The 13834-nt window shown below is 46.3% G+C and carries 15 protein-coding genes and 1 tRNA gene; 7 read left to right on the top strand and 9 right to left on the bottom strand.

The features are described 5' to 3' along the window. Positions 1 to 121: 121 nt before the first annotated feature. Positions 122 to 197 (bottom strand) — tRNA-Gly (locus OPS25_RS00200). Positions 198 to 305: 108 nt separating this feature from the next. After that, entirely contained in the window at positions 306 to 851 is a 546-nt protein-coding gene (gene orn / locus OPS25_RS00195) for an oligoribonuclease (RefSeq protein ID WP_265615625.1), read from the bottom strand. An 82-nt stretch (positions 852 to 933) separates the two neighbouring features. Between orn and rsgA the strand changes: the two genes are divergently transcribed. The 4 genes from rsgA to OPS25_RS00175 all read left to right on the top strand — a co-directional run bounded on the left by rsgA (position 934) and on the right by OPS25_RS00175 (position 4550). After that, positions 934 to 1971 carry a small ribosomal subunit biogenesis GTPase RsgA gene (rsgA, locus tag OPS25_RS00190; RefSeq protein WP_265615624.1) on the top strand — a complete coding sequence of 346 codons (1038 nt, stop codon included), beginning with the start codon at positions 934 to 936 and terminating at the stop codon, positions 1969 to 1971. Positions 1972 to 2067: 96 nt separating this feature from the next. Next, complete coding sequence (gene asd, locus OPS25_RS00185; protein WP_265615623.1) at positions 2068 to 2940, top strand: archaetidylserine decarboxylase; 873 nt, start codon at positions 2068 to 2070, stop codon at positions 2938 to 2940. A 12-nt stretch (positions 2941 to 2952) separates the two neighbouring features. Beyond that, positions 2953 to 3828, top strand: a complete 876-nt coding sequence (locus OPS25_RS00180; protein ID WP_265615622.1) for a DMT family transporter — start codon at positions 2953 to 2955, stop codon at positions 3826 to 3828. Next, positions 3828 to 4550, top strand: a complete 723-nt coding sequence (locus OPS25_RS00175) for a glycerophosphodiester phosphodiesterase (protein ID WP_265615621.1) — start codon at positions 3828 to 3830, stop codon at positions 4548 to 4550. The genes OPS25_RS00180 and OPS25_RS00175 overlap by 1 nt, the downstream gene beginning before the upstream one ends. Before the next feature lie 21 nt (positions 4551 to 4571). Here OPS25_RS00175 and OPS25_RS00170 read toward each other — a convergent pair whose 3' ends face one another. Both OPS25_RS00170 and OPS25_RS00165 read right to left on the bottom strand, forming a co-directional pair. Next, positions 4572 to 4973, bottom strand: a complete 402-nt coding sequence (locus OPS25_RS00170; protein WP_265615620.1) for a MerC domain-containing protein — start codon at positions 4971 to 4973, stop codon at positions 4572 to 4574. Between the two features lie 384 nt (positions 4974 to 5357). Next, positions 5358 to 6077: a divergent polysaccharide deacetylase family protein gene (locus OPS25_RS00165; protein ID WP_265615619.1), complete on the bottom strand. Its 720-nt coding sequence runs from the start codon at positions 6075 to 6077 to the stop codon at positions 5358 to 5360. Between the two features lie 294 nt (positions 6078 to 6371). Here OPS25_RS00165 and OPS25_RS00160 point away from each other — a divergent pair, with 294 nt between their 5' ends. Continuing rightward, a complete protein-coding gene (locus OPS25_RS00160; protein ID WP_265615618.1) occupies positions 6372 to 7346 on the top strand; it encodes a threonine/serine dehydratase in 975 nt (324 codons plus the stop codon). A gap of 1849 nt (positions 7347 to 9195) precedes the next feature. Here the strand turns inward: OPS25_RS00160 and OPS25_RS00155 are convergent. From OPS25_RS00155 to OPS25_RS00140, 4 genes are all read right to left on the bottom strand, one after another. Beyond that, positions 9196 to 9525, bottom strand: a complete 330-nt coding sequence (locus OPS25_RS00155; protein WP_265615617.1) for a TIGR01244 family sulfur transferase — start codon at positions 9523 to 9525, stop codon at positions 9196 to 9198. A gap of 12 nt (positions 9526 to 9537) precedes the next feature. Continuing rightward, positions 9538 to 10392, bottom strand: coding sequence for an MBL fold metallo-hydrolase (locus OPS25_RS00150; RefSeq protein WP_265615616.1), 855 nt, complete (start codon positions 10390 to 10392; stop codon positions 9538 to 9540). Positions 10393 to 10399: 7 nt separating this feature from the next. After that, complete coding sequence (locus tag OPS25_RS00145; RefSeq protein WP_265615615.1) at positions 10400 to 11209, bottom strand: sulfite exporter TauE/SafE family protein; 810 nt, start codon at positions 11207 to 11209, stop codon at positions 10400 to 10402. A 78-nt stretch (positions 11210 to 11287) separates the two neighbouring features. Further along, positions 11288 to 11746: an Lrp/AsnC family transcriptional regulator gene (locus OPS25_RS00140; protein ID WP_265615614.1), complete on the bottom strand. Its 459-nt coding sequence runs from the start codon at positions 11744 to 11746 to the stop codon at positions 11288 to 11290. 157 nt (positions 11747 to 11903) lie between these two features. Between OPS25_RS00140 and OPS25_RS00135 the strand changes: the two genes are divergently transcribed. Together OPS25_RS00135 and OPS25_RS00130 are read left to right on the top strand one after the other, a co-directional pair. Then, positions 11904 to 12740 carry a PhzF family phenazine biosynthesis protein gene (locus tag OPS25_RS00135; protein ID WP_265615613.1) on the top strand — a complete coding sequence of 279 codons (837 nt, stop codon included), beginning with the start codon at positions 11904 to 11906 and terminating at the stop codon, positions 12738 to 12740. A gap of 73 nt (positions 12741 to 12813) precedes the next feature. Further along, positions 12814 to 13344, top strand: coding sequence for a DUF5655 domain-containing protein (locus OPS25_RS00130; protein ID WP_265615612.1), 531 nt, complete (start codon positions 12814 to 12816; stop codon positions 13342 to 13344). Between the two features lie 12 nt (positions 13345 to 13356). Here the strand turns inward: OPS25_RS00130 and OPS25_RS00125 are convergent, their stop codons facing one another. After that, positions 13357 to 13668 (bottom strand): hypothetical protein, encoded by a 312-nt coding sequence (locus tag OPS25_RS00125; RefSeq protein ID WP_265615611.1) that lies wholly within the window; start codon positions 13666 to 13668, stop codon positions 13357 to 13359. Positions 13669 to 13834 lie beyond the last annotated feature (166 nt).

Raw genomic sequence — 13834 nt, 5'->3', positions numbered from 1 at the left:
ACCTTGGCAATCACTGTCGTGACGAGGTATGTGCACTACCAACTGAGCTATTCCCGCTTGTGCGCTTAATAGGATAACCGTAATTTTTCACAAAGGAAGATTCGAAAAAGAAATGAAGATTTGGAGCGGGAAACGAGACTCGAACTCGCGACCCCAACCTTGGCAAGGTTGTGCTCTACCAACTGAGCTATTCCCGCATAGATAACACCTCTTCAAACATCGTATTGCTTGAAGAGGTGCGCATTTTACAAAAATATTTTGTTAACGCAATAGCTAATTACATTTTTTTTGCCACAGTAGGGATTTTAGATACTAAATACATGTTCACGATAATACTTAAGTTCTTCTATCGACTCGCGAATATCGTCCAACGCCAAATGCACACCTTTTTTTGTGAAACCGCTTAACACCTCTGGCTTCCAGCGTTTAGTTAGTTCCTTAATGGTGGAAACATCAATGCTTCGGTAGTGAAAATACTCTTCCAGCTCAGGCATATATTTGACCATAAAGCGTCGGTCTTGACCTATGGTATTACCACAAAGGGGGGAGACACCTTTATCAACATATTCATTTAAGAATTTAATCGTGGCATCAGCGGCTTGTTGCTCAGAAAACGTACTTTCTCGACAACGTTTGGTTAATCCACTTTCCCCATGTACCCGCACGCACCATTCGTCCATGTTATCTAATACCTTATCTGGCTGGTGCACGGCGATAACGGGGCCTTCTGCTAAAATGTTTAATTGGGCATCGGTTACAATTGTTGCGATTTCCAGCACTTTGCATGTTTCAGGATCCAGCCCGGTCATCTCCATATCTATCCAAACCAGATTTTTACTGTCTTTTGTCATAAAGTCCTCGGTGTATAGGCGTAGCATGCACGCTCAACAAACGGTATGATTGCCAAAGTATACGCTAATTTATCAGGATATCGTGGCTAAAAAACCTAAATTGACCCACCGCCAGCAACGACAGGTGGCAGCAAACCGCAACAAAAGGTTGAAAAATGGGCCTTCAGAGGAAGCAGTCAACAGCGCTGATTTGATTGAAGGTCGAGTGGTGGGACGATTTGGTAAACATGCAGATGTCGAAGTACGCTTAGCAGACAATATCGATATTTTCCGTTGCCATATCAGACGCACTATAGACTCTGTGGTGTGTGGTGATGACGTTCTGATATCGAAAGATCAGCACACCAAAGCTACGCTTAACGGGGTGATTGAAATTGTAAAAGATCGTCGCAGCATGCTGAGCCGTCCTGATTATTACGATGGGGTTAAACCGGTAGCGGCCAATATCGACCAGATAATCATTGTTAGCGCCGTCCTTCCTACTGTATCTCTGAACATAATCGATCGATATCTGGTGGCTTGTGAGCATATCAATATTCATCCTGTGATTGTGATGAATAAAGTTGAACTTTTGAATACAGAAGATGAAAAACAACTTCACGAAAGCTTAGAAATTTACCGCCAACTAGGTTACTCGATTATTTTTACCAGTTGTAAAACAGGCCAGGGCCTGGATGATTTAAACCGGCATCTCAGTGAAAAAACCAACATTTTTGTTGGCCAATCGGGGGTCGGGAAGTCCAGTTTAATTAATCAGATACTTCCTGATGCGGATGAAGTGGTAGGAGATATCTCTGAAACATCCGGCTTAGGCCAACATACCACTACGTCGGCAAAGTTGCTTCATCTACCATGTGGCGGTGATTTAATCGATTCCCCTGGCGTGCGCGAATTCGGCTTGTGGCATCTTACCCCAGAAGAGGTCACCTGGGGTTTTATCGAATTCAGGCAATACATAGGCGGATGTAAGTTCCGCGATTGTAAGCATTTGAACGACCCTGGCTGTATGATTCGTGAAGCTGCTGAAAAAGGCGAGATTAGTCAAATTCGACTTGATAGTTATCATAAAATTCTGGCCACTATGGAAGAACAGCGCCCCAGTTACATTCCCTCCAATTAGATGTTTAAGGTAACCCAAAATTACAACTATTTACGTACAGATAGGGTACAATCGCGCCGGAAAAGTGAATACCAAGATTAGAATCGGAGAATTGTTGTGTTGGACTGGTTAAAAGTAAATCTTCAGTACCTATTGCCAAAACATTTGTTGTCAAGGCTGATAGGTAAGCTTGCTAGCGCCGAAGCGGGTGGTTTAACCACAGGACTAATCAAGCTTTTTATCAAAAAATATAAGGTAGATATGGATGAAGCTTTATATTCTGATCCAGCACATTACAAAACCTTTAATGAATTCTTCACCCGCCCGCTGAAAGAAGACGCAAGACCGATTGATGCGAATGACGAAGTACTAATCCACGCGGTCGACGGTGCGGTCAGTCAAGCTGGTGACATTCGTCATGATAGTGTGTTTCAAGCCAAGGGGCATGATTATAGCCTGACGACATTGTTGGGCGGAAAGCCAGAACTAGCCAAGCCGTTTCAGAATGGTAAATTTGCTACGATTTATTTGGCACCGCGAGATTATCACCGCATTCATATGCCAGTCGACGGTACCCTAACAGACATGGTGTATGTTCCGGGTGAGCTGTTTTCAGTAAATCCCCTGACCGCAGCGAACATTCCCAGTTTATTCGCGCGTAACGAACGAGTGGTCGCTTATTTTGACACACCCGTAGGTAAAATGGCGATGGTGTTGGTTGGAGCCACTATTGTTGCCAGCATCGAAACGGTATGGGCAGGTACGATTACTCCACCTGCGGGAAAAAATGTTCAGCATTGGAAGTATGAAACCGACAACGAAACCAGCATGCACCTTAAGAAAGGGGACGAAATGGGGCGCTTTAAGCTGGGCTCCACCATCGTGGTTTGTTTTGAACCAGATAAAATTGAATTCGCAGATTTGCAGCCACTTCAGGTTACCCGATTAGGTCAGCCCATGGCCAAACGCATTTCGACTGCCGTCGAATAAACTAATCAGGAAATGGATCCGGTCAGACGAAGCTTAATAACGCTTCATATTACGGTCGTCCTGCTAGGCGGGACAGCGTTGTTTTCTCACCTCATTCCATTAAGCGCCACCGATATAACTATCGGGCGCTCTATTTTCGCTTGCCTGACATTATTCATCTATTTAATGTGGACAGGAGAATCGCTGAAATTAGCGCGCAAACATGATTACCTCATTGCAGTGGGACTAGGCGTCCTGATGGCCGCGCACTGGGTGAGTTACTTCGCTGCTATGCAATACGCCAGTGTATCGGTGGGTCTAATTGCATTATTTACCTTTCCGGTCATAACCGTATTTATGGAACCGTTTTTCGAAAGGGTCCGATTAAAATGGCAGGACGTGGTGAGTGCTATCGTGGTATTAGCTGGTATTTATCTTTTAGTTCCCACGCCAGATTTAAGTAATAAAGTGACGCTAGGAGTGGCAATTGGCGTCGCCTCTGCCATACTTTATGCATTGAGGAACCTCCTTCACCGGCAGTATTTTTCTCACTATGGTGGTGCGAAAGCGATGGCGTGGCAAATTTTAGTTATTTGTATCGTCCTTATTCCGGTTAGCAGCAGTGAATTAACCGAAATAGACACTTCAACCGGATTGCTACTTGCTACGCTGGGGACGCTTTTTACTGCTCTGCCACATGCGGTTATTGCAAACTGTTTAATTTATCTGCGCGCTAAAACCTTTTCATTAATTGCCTGTATGCAGCCACTTTATGGCGTATTTTTAGCTGTGGTGTTGCTCAATGAAACACCTGAGTTATCTACACTTGTCGGCGGTTTGTTAATCATCTGTGCATCCATATACGAAACCGTCAATACAGGGCGTTCTCACCAACAGGAGGTTGGCTAATGCTTATTCTTGCTCATCGAGGGGCCAGTAAGGCTGCCCCAGAAAACACCCTTAGTGCATTTGATTTAGCGATTCATCAGGGAGCCGACGGAATTGAATTCGATACGATGGAAGTGGATAACCATGTGATTGTCTTTCACGATCGTTGGCTGGAACGGACCACTGACGGTGAAGGTCTGGTGGCCGATAAACCTATTGATTATCTGCGCTCATTAGATGCCGGCAATGGCGAGCCCATTCCTTTTTTGTATGAAGTCCTGCAGATACTTCCTCATCATTGCATTTGCAACGTCGAAATCAAGCAAGTGACCAAACTTGATACCTGGCTGAGACACTTCGACAAGGCAATGGAGTTAAGTGGTTTTCCTCAGGACAACATGATTGTTTCTTCTTTCAATCACCATTGGTTAAACCAACTCAGTCGCAAACGTCCAGAATTCAAATTGGGCATCTTGACAGCGGGGGTACTGGAAAACTGTCATGACCTCGTAAACACCATGAACGCCTACTCATTTCATGTAGATTTAGAAGTGGTCAGTAAAGAATACATTGATGAACTTAAAACCCTCAACGCTAAAGTGATGGTTTTTACGGTGGATAAAGTCGAAGATATGCAAATGCTCAGTGAGTGGGGCGTAGATGGCATCTTTACCAATGTGCCGGATAAAGCTCGCGCTGCATTAGGAAAGTGTGAAATGTATCAATTCGCTGATGCCAGATAGTTAATCTGCCCTTGCAAAACGTTACTTCGAAACCGTGGCCAGTTGATTAGTGGGATAGGGTGCATTGGATTGTCGAAATTGACGACATAAGCGTAGATTACTGAGGTGGGCGATAGCTATCAACAACGCCCCAAAGGCGATGGTAAAGGGTTCAAAGCTTTCTCCAAACATATTTTTAAACCAATATATCGTTCCGCCTGTGACCAACAATACGATAGGATAAAAGTGTCCATGCTGGCGCAACGCACCACTGACTAACGCGACTAAACCTACCAGAATAGAAATCGACAAGATTGTACGCTCAAACCAGGTTTGGGCAAAAAAGCTTGATGCTACTAAAGGCATAAGGGGGACTAATATGGGCAGGGATAGGCAATGCACCGCGCATAGGGAAGACACCCAAATGCCGAGCTTGTCTAACATTACTTGCGTTCCTACCACGGTTTTCACTCTCTTAAACCCATCTCGTTGCCGACTTGATTTCGTTATAATATAACATTATGAAGATAATGCAAAATTGAGATTGATTAAATTTTCGTAGGATTACTTGGTGACTGCCAGCTATCATGCTGTGCACCGCGAATTATATTCTGCGACGGCAAGCGATTAACTACCTTACTTCGCACTGATACTCGATACTTTCGATGATGGTAAGCTTGTTTTGATTATAGCGAACTGGGAGGATTCCTTCGGAATCATGAGAACATAGTTTTTCCACCTTAAATGACCTTAATAGGCTGTATAAGATTTACTTGCCAGAAGACGAATGTAAAATGATGAAGCGGATAGGCGAGGAAAAATAAAGGCTTACTGTGGGGCGGTGCTGTGGTCAGGTAGTTGGGGTTTCACCGCTAACATTCTGGTAGCAGGTTTGAAATACTGCTGCGCAGAGACTAGCTGAATACCTTGTTTACTCAGTACTGGTAGCGCATCCATTAAGAATTGAACAGTGATAGGATGGGGGTGAGCAATACCTACCGCAAATCCTCTACGCTTAGCCAAAGACACTAATCGTTGCAACGCTTTATCCATCGCTTCTATGGTCAACGTATGATCGATAAAAACATTGCGTGAAACCACGGGTAGGCCCATCTCCTTGGCGACTTGTTCCGCGACACTGTTCACCGTTGTTCTACTGTCGACAAAGAACAGCTCTCTGGCCTTTATCTCTTGCATTAACGCTAACATGGGCGCCACTTCCTGCGTGAGTCTGCTCCCCATATGATTGTTGACGCCAATGGCAAAAGGCACATTTGCCATAGCCTGAGAAAATGTTTTGCTTATTGTACTGGGATACATACCAACCTGCAGCCCCTGTGGACCTAACGCTTTACCGTTTAGCGCTTCCATTGGAAGATGAAGCATTACGTCCCGTCCTTGCGCATTGGCTTTAATCGCTAACTCTTCAGAAAGGGGGGTGGCAGGCAAAATAGAAAAAATCACTTCTGTGGGCAGCGCAAGAGCGGCCCTGTCGGTGTGGCGATAACCGATATCATCCATTATCAGCATTATCTGTGGATTTGCCATTGCTAGGGGGCTTATGCCGCCAAGCAAGCTCGCCAAGACGAAGAGACGAAAAGTTATCAGCGAAAATAGCCGCTTGATAAAGTTATAGGGGGTTCCACTAATGCGCACTGGGATTCGTTTTAATTATTATTACGTTTAGTTATTATGCCTAAAGCATACCAGCGCATTTACGCAAATCAACCGCTAAAGTAACTACTTGCTAACCTTGTTAGCCACTGTTGGCAAAATTTCATAACAATAGATAGGGTTGGGGGACAGCGGCGTTTATATATTAAAAGAAAGGACGAAACCATCATGAAGTTAATCGCGCGTATTGAGAAAGATGTATTGGCAGCCACTGAACGATTTAAACATTGCCAATCACCGCCCCACTCTACGTTACTTGAGCACAATCCCAGACTTTCTGACCTGACCGGAATGCAGGTATATCTTAAACACGAGCAAATGCAATTGACTGGTTCATTTAAATACCGAGGGGCGCTTAACTGTATTTTGTCCCTGACCGAACAGCAAAGAAAGGCTGGCGTGATCACCGCAAGCTCCGGCAATCATGGTATGGCGTGCGCCATGGCAGCAAAAGCGGCCGCAGTGTCTTTAACCGTTTATGTGCCGGAAAATGCATCCCCGCTAAAGCTTAGTAAAATTCAAAACCTTGGCGCGAAGGTGAAACAAGTAGAAGGCGATTGTTTAGTCGCAGAAACCCAAGCGCGCACAGAAGCTGCCAAGCTTGAGAAAACATATATTTCACCCTACAACGACCACATGGTTATGGCCGGGCAAGGCACTATCGGAGTGGAATTATTAAATCAATTACCAGATGTAGACGCAGTATTTTTAGCAGTGGGTGGCGGTGGTTTGATTGGTGGCGTAGGTGCTCATTTAAAAGCGACACGCCCGGCCACCAAAATTATAGGTTGTTGGCCCAAAAACTCTGCCGCTATGGCCAAATGTCTGGAAGCAGGTGCCATCATTCATGTAGACGAATCCCCTACGCTTTCTGACGGCACTGCTGGCAACGTTGAAGACGATGCCATCACGTTTGAAGTATGCCAACAGGTTATTGACGACACTGTGCTTGTGTCAGAAGAAGCTATCCGTAAACAATTGCTGCAATTGCTTAAAAATGAACAGTTGGTAGTCGAAGGAGCAGCTGCTGTAGCATTAGCAGGGGCAATCGAATATGCCCCTAAACTAAAAGATAAAAAGGTTGCGATAATACTGTGTGGCCGCAACGTCGCTTATGACACATTCCGCTCGATTATCACGTAGCGAAAGTCATTAAGGCGCTGCTGTAGAGTAAATGCTTACATCATTGACGCACTTTAAATAGATCCTCACGCCCAACAGCAGCAAGGGGCACAATCTTGAGCCCCACCCCGCCGTTCCCCCTTCGTCATTCCCACGCAGGTGGGAACCTTTTGATGAAACGACGGATAGTAAAGCAAGGTATTGGTTTAGCTTCTCACCGGGACGATGGAGATCCTCCGCCTCTGCGGAGGATGACGGGATTGTACCCCCTTCGTCATTCCCACGCAGGTGGGAAACTTTTGTTATTACGACGGATAGTAAAGCAAGGTATTGATTTAACTTCTCCCAGGGACGATGGAGATCCTCCGCCTCTGCGGAGGATGACGGGATTGCCTCCCTTCGTCATTCCCACGCAGGTGGGAACCTTTTTATGAACCAACGGATAGTGGAGAATGGCATTGGTTTAACTTCTCCCTAGGACGATGGAGATCCTCCGCCTCTACGGAGGATGACGGGATTGTACCCCCTTCGTCATTCCCACGCAGGTGGGAACCTTTTGTTATTACAACGGATAGTAAAGCAAGGTATTGTTTTAACTTCTCCCTGAGACGAGGGAGATCCTCCGCCTCTGCGGAGGATGACGCACTACAGTATAACGGAGGATGACGGGGTTGTACCCCCTTTGTCATTCCCACGCAGGTGGGAACCTTTTTATGAAACACCGGATAGTGGAGCAAGGTATTGGTTTAGCTTCTCACTGGTACGATGGAGATCCTCCGCCTCTGCGGAGGATGACGCACTACAGTATAACGGAGGATGACGAGCTTCTGTGGTGTAAAGGATGACGCACGGCAATATAACGTTGGATGACGGGATTGTACCCCCTTCGTCATTCCCACGCAGGTGGGAACCTTTTGTTATTACGACGGATAGTAAAGCAAGGTATTGGTTTAACTTCTCCCTGGTACGATGGAGATCCTCCGCCTCTGCGGAGGATGACGCACGGCAATATATCGTTGGATGACGGGGTTGTACCCCCTTCGTCGTTCCCACGCAGGTGGGAACCTTTTTATGAAACACCGGATAGTGGAGCAAGGTATTGGTTTAGCTTCTCACTGGTACGATGGAGATCCTCCGCCTCTGCGGAGGATGACGCACTACAGTATAACGGAGGATGACGAGCTTCTGTGGTGTAAAGGATGACGCACGGCAATATAACGTTGGATGACGGGGTTGTACCCCCTTCGTCGTTCCCACGCAGGTGGGAACCTTTTGATGAAACACCGGATAGTGGAGCAAGGTATTGGTTTAGCTTCTCACTGGTACGATGGAGATCCTCCGCCTCTGCGGAGGATGACGCACTACAGTATAACGGAGGATGACGAGCTTCTGTGGTGTAAAGGATGACGCACGGCAATATAACGTTGGATGACGGGGTTGTACCCCCTTCGTCGTTCCCACGCAGGTGGGAACCTTTTGATGAAACACCGGATAGTGGAGCAAGGTATTGGTTTAGCTTCTCACTGGTACGATGGAGATCCTCCGCCTCTGCGGAGGATGACGCACTACAGTATAACGGAGGATGACGAGCTTCTGTGGTGTAAAGGATGACGCACGGCAATATATCGTTGGATGACGGGGTTGTACCCCCTTCGTCGTTCCCACGCAGGTGGGAACCTTTTGATATTACAACGGATAGTAAAGCAAGGTATTGGTTTAACTTCTCCCTAGGACGAAAGAGATCCTCCGCCTCTGCGGAGGATGACGAACGTCTGTAGTGCGGAGGATGACGCACTACAATATAACGGGGGATGACGAGGTTCTGTGGCGGAGGAGGATGACGCACGGCAATATAACGTAGGATGACGAGCTATTGTATTGCTAATTCCCATAATGCGGTACACCGAGAGCCTGTCCGACAGTACGCTAATACGGGTTTTTCAGCTTGCTCTAACAAGTCTAAAAATGCATTTGCTTCCGGTTGGGTAATGTTGCCACTTGCGACTGGTAAATAGTAACATTTGATATCCACTATACGTGCCTGCCGATCAATTAACTGAAAGGGAGTCTGCTCAATACTCTCCCCATCCGGTCTGTTACAAATAATAGACTTGAATCCTAACTGTCGGATCTGCTGCAAATCCCATTCGTTCAGTTGCGATGAGACACTTAGCATTTCAGTTAATTTTTTGATTTCCATAATAGTTGTTATCTACAATTTATTTACTGGTATTTTAATGAATTGCGTACCACCAGGTGATGCCTCGCCAAACTGACCATTGCGTAAGTTGGCTTGAATGGCGGGAAGTAAGAGCTTTGGCACTGCCAAACCTTTGTCTTTAGCTTCCCGTTTTATCACGAAGTCGTTCATTGAGGTCTCAGGCCTTATCATTACGTTTTCTGCTTTTGCCATCGCGATACTCACGCAGGATAGGGGTTCTTCGTCAATACTCGGGTAGTCGTGTGCAAGAAAGATTCGGGTGTCATCGGGTAACGAATACAAACGCTGGATGGTGTTATAGAGCGTCTTGGCGCTCCCGCCAGGAAAATCACAGCGGGCGGTGCCCATGTTGGGTGCAAAGAGCGTGTCACCAACGAACATACTGTTTTCGACTCGATACGAAACGCAGGCAGGGGTGTGACCAGGCGTGTGCCATACGGTGAACTGAAGCGTTCCTACTGAAAAATGGTCGCCGTCATCGAACATTACATCGTACTGACTGCCATCGACTGGCGTGTCGTTTTCAATTTCAAAAAAGGGGATCCACATTTTCAGAACGTCTTTAATGCCGCTGCCAATACCAATCCTTCCCCCAACCCGTTGCTGTAAATAATGCGCAGCTGTGATGTGATCGGCATGCACGTGGGTTTCTAAGATCCACTCGTTTTGCAGTTCATTTTCATCAATGTAGTCTACTAAAGCATCAGCGCCTGTGGTCGAGGTACAAGCAGAATACGGGTCGTACTCTTGCACCGCGTCGATGATGGCACATTTTTTTGTCTTCTCATCCACAACGATATACGTAAACGTGCCCGTAACTTGATCGTAAAAGGTTTCGACTAGCATGCTGACCTCACAAAAATAGTTCTTTGGTAACAATAAAAAGCCCAATGATTAACGTAAAATAGGCAAATATTTTTTGCAGTAACGGCCCGTCAAACTTTCCGGACACTTTCCGAGACATAAACATCCCCACAAAGGTGGCGATCAGCATGCCCAGCAGCATAGGAACTTGTAATTCAATTCCCGATTGAAGGTCGCCGACAAAGCCGATAAGTGATTTAAGTGCAATGATAAACAACGATGCCCCTACCGCTTTTTTCATCGGCATACCTAACAGTAAGACTAGGGCTGGCACTATAAGAAAGCCTCCACCTGCACCCAGAATGCCTGTCACCACCCCCACTATGGCGCCTTCAAGGACGATGAGGGAAATTTTCATTAATGTGAGCGGGGCGGCTGGAGAAGTGACTTCTGCCCCGTGATTTGCATAAGCTCGTTTTAACATCATAGCCGCCGAGGCTATCATCAGCGCAGCAAACGCGACCATAATGGCCACATCTTTGCTAACAATAAATGGCGAGCTGACCAGCTGTTCTGGTATGGCGGGCATAAGAAATGCGCGCGTTAAGTACACGGCGATTATTGACGGAATGGCAAATATGATGGAGGTTTTTAACTCCACCAAACCGTCTCGGTACAATCCCACCGCTCCCAAGGCCGCTGTCGCGCCGACAATTAACAATGAATAACCTGTCGCCACATCTGGGCTGATTCCCATAAGGTATACTAAAATAGGCACTGTAAGGATGGAGCCACCACCCCCTAACACGCCTAATACCAAGCCCATAATCAAGGCCGCTATGTATCCCAAGACCAGCAAATTATTTCACCTCACTCTTATTAGATTATACTTATATAAGTTAACGAGTATTGTTTATGATGTCTAGTTTGCTCTGCATTATTCGTTATTTAACGGTAATAGAGGGGGAAGACGGGGCCGTATAACCGATGATTTAACAATAGAGGTGTGGGTTTCAGCAAAATCGTGCAATGTGAATAAAATATCATCCAATTCAGAGACATCTACTAGCGCCAGTTTAGCTACAAAACAGTCTTCGCCCGTTATCCGGTCGCACCATAAAAAGCGGGGTTGGTCTGCAATAAGAGATTCCACTTTTCGTAGCTGACCGCTGCGTGGTTTAATTCGGACCAACGCTTCCAAACTGTACCCCACTACCTTTAAGTTCACTATTACACCAAACGAGTCTACAACCTGCGCGTCTTCCAATCGGCGTAGACGCTCCCCCACCGCAGGTCCTGATATACCAATTTGCTTTCCAATATTGGCCAGACTTGCTCGAGCATTGCGCGCCAATGCATAGATGATGTTCGCGTCCAAGTGATCCAACTTTTTCATGTAACCCTTCCCGTTCCTTACAATATAAAAGCAGAAGCTATCATTTAATGATGAATTGACAGCTAACCGGCCAATTTAACGCGCTTTTGATAGTGAAAATGTAACAAGCGCTTTAGTAAAATTAGACGGTCAATTAGCATTTAGAAAGGGCATAAAAATGGAAATACAACGTATTGCAGCATTTTGTACCGACGAAGGCGGTGGCAATCCCGCCGGTGTAGTGATGCTTGAGGAATGGTTGAGCGATGGCGAAATGGCCCGAATTGCCACTCAGGTAGGCTATTCGGAAACCGCATTTGCTGTTGCAAAGGGTACACATAAACAAACGTGGCGCGTGCGGTACTTTTCCCCGGAATCAGAAGTTCCTTTTTGTGGGCATGCAACCATTGCGTTAGCCGCTGCGCTGGAAGAGCGCTGGGGTGTGGGTAGTTATGATTTAATACTTAATAATGCCTCCATCACTGTAGAGGCTAAGAAGGTTAATAATGAAATAGTGGCAACGCTTTTGTCCCCCCCCACCAAAAGTCAGCGATTAACTGAAGAGGAACTTACGGATGCGTTGCGCTTGTTCAATTTAATTCGTGATGATCTGCATTCCCACATGCCACCCGCACGTATTCATGGCGGGGCCGATCATATTGTGCTTGCTTTGAAGTCCCGCAACTCATTATCTACAATGAAGTATGACCTGAACGAAGGCAGAGACGTCATGCAAAAGCATGGTCTAGTCACTATTATGTTGGTGTATATTGAAAATGATCAGACCTTCATTGCCCGTAATGCGTTTGCCTCTGGTGGAGTACTAGAAGATCCCGCCACCGGCGCCGCTGCTGCTGCGTTCGCGGGCTATCTGCGCGATATCGCCTGGCCGTATCAGAATCCCATCACCATTCGACAAGGCGAGGACATGGGACAGCCATCTCTCATCACAGTATCGATGACATCACAAAAGGGCCATCCCGTTAAAGTATCCGGGCGCGCAACACCCATCTGAATATGGGGCGCACCGCTTTGCGAGAAACTTAACTACACGCTACGCTTAACCAAAATAGCGATGGAACAATATTGTGGAAGAAAACTTAAAGCCCAAAACAGGTAAAACGCTCGAGCAATGGAAAACTGTGCTGGGTCAAACCAAGCTGACCAAGCATAGTGAGATAGTAGCCTGGCTGAAATCGGAACATCAGCTCACCCATGGATTTGCCAATTTCATTTCGCTGAAGTTCCGCCAAGCTGATGCGGCTTCGTTTGATGAGAGTGAGCTTATCGCCAGCCAGTACGAGACGAAACCGGGCTTAAAGCCTATTTACGATGCGTTAGTGGAATACTGTCGTAGTCTGGGGCCGGATGTGGAGATTGCACCTAAAAAGTCAACGGTCAGTATCAGACGTAAACGCCAATTTGCGCTGATAAAACCCGCGACGAAAACCCGTATGGATATAGGCTTAAAATTTAATGATAAGAAGCCACTAGGTCGACTGCTTCCCTCTGGCCCTTTCGGGACCATGTGTACCCATCGCATCGAACTTACTGAAGTGTCGGATATCGACGATGAAATTAAGAAGCTGGTCCGCGAGGCATATGCAGAAGCAGGTTAAAATGATACTGCTTTACTTGGCAGGCGATACCTTCTCACAGTGAAGGCCGGGGAGTAAAATGCCACTATTGCAGTCGGTTTTCTGACGTCCTTTTTCAACGTCTTTGTTCTGGAAGAACTGCCGAATATTTTCAATATTATCTACCAGATCTTCATCAGAGATAGTTAAACCATCAAAACTTATCCACGCATCCGAATGACCAATATTTGGATTAACGGCGGCAAGTTTTTGCGGCGCACTTTTCTTGGTTTCTTCGCCCATCCAGTCAAAGTTTCCAATCCGCTGACCTAACACTGTGCGTAAGTTTTCTGCCAGCTCAGCCATTTGCTTTTTAGCACCGCCAGAAAAATAGCCCTCAACCTAAATTTTGCCGATCGCAAAACCCAGTGAATCAGTGCCCGACATTTGGGTAGTGGCACGTTCCCAACGGGGTTTGCGCTCTATTGTCCCTTCAAGGTGCGACCTTAAAAATCGAATGGGGTGGGATAGA

The sequence above is a fragment of the Alteromonas aquimaris genome, from assembly GCF_026183695.1.
Lineage (GTDB): Bacteria > Pseudomonadota > Gammaproteobacteria > Enterobacterales > Alteromonadaceae > Alteromonas > Alteromonas aquimaris.
Note: the sequence above shows the minus strand (reverse complement) of the source record. Positions and strands in the feature narration are given on the sequence as shown.

Coding starts and splice junctions, on each gene's coding strand:
- orn (WP_265615625.1), bottom strand. CDS start 851: ATGACAAAAGACAGTAAAAATCTGGTTTGGATAGATATGGAGATGACC.
- OPS25_RS00180 (WP_265615622.1), top strand. CDS start 2,953: ATGGATCCGGTCAGACGAAGCTTAATAACGCTTCATATTACGGTCGTC.
- OPS25_RS00175 (WP_265615621.1), top strand. CDS start 3,828: ATGCTTATTCTTGCTCATCGAGGGGCCAGTAAGGCTGCCCCAGAAAAC.
- OPS25_RS00170 (WP_265615620.1), bottom strand. CDS start 4,973: ATGTTAGACAAGCTCGGCATTTGGGTGTCTTCCCTATGCGCGGTGCAT.
- OPS25_RS00165 (WP_265615619.1), bottom strand. CDS start 6,077: ATGGCAAATCCACAGATAATGCTGATAATGGATGATATCGGTTATCGC.
- OPS25_RS00160 (WP_265615618.1), top strand. CDS start 6,372: ATGAAGTTAATCGCGCGTATTGAGAAAGATGTATTGGCAGCCACTGAA.
- OPS25_RS00155 (WP_265615617.1), bottom strand. CDS start 9,525: ATGGAAATCAAAAAATTAACTGAAATGCTAAGTGTCTCATCGCAACTG.
- OPS25_RS00150 (WP_265615616.1), bottom strand. CDS start 10,392: ATGCTAGTCGAAACCTTTTACGATCAAGTTACGGGCACGTTTACGTAT.
- OPS25_RS00140 (WP_265615614.1), bottom strand. CDS start 11,746: ATGAAAAAGTTGGATCACTTGGACGCGAACATCATCTATGCATTGGCG.
- OPS25_RS00135 (WP_265615613.1), top strand. CDS start 11,904: ATGGAAATACAACGTATTGCAGCATTTTGTACCGACGAAGGCGGTGGC.
- OPS25_RS00125 (WP_265615611.1), bottom strand. CDS start 13,668: ATGGCTGAGCTGGCAGAAAACTTACGCACAGTGTTAGGTCAGCGGATT.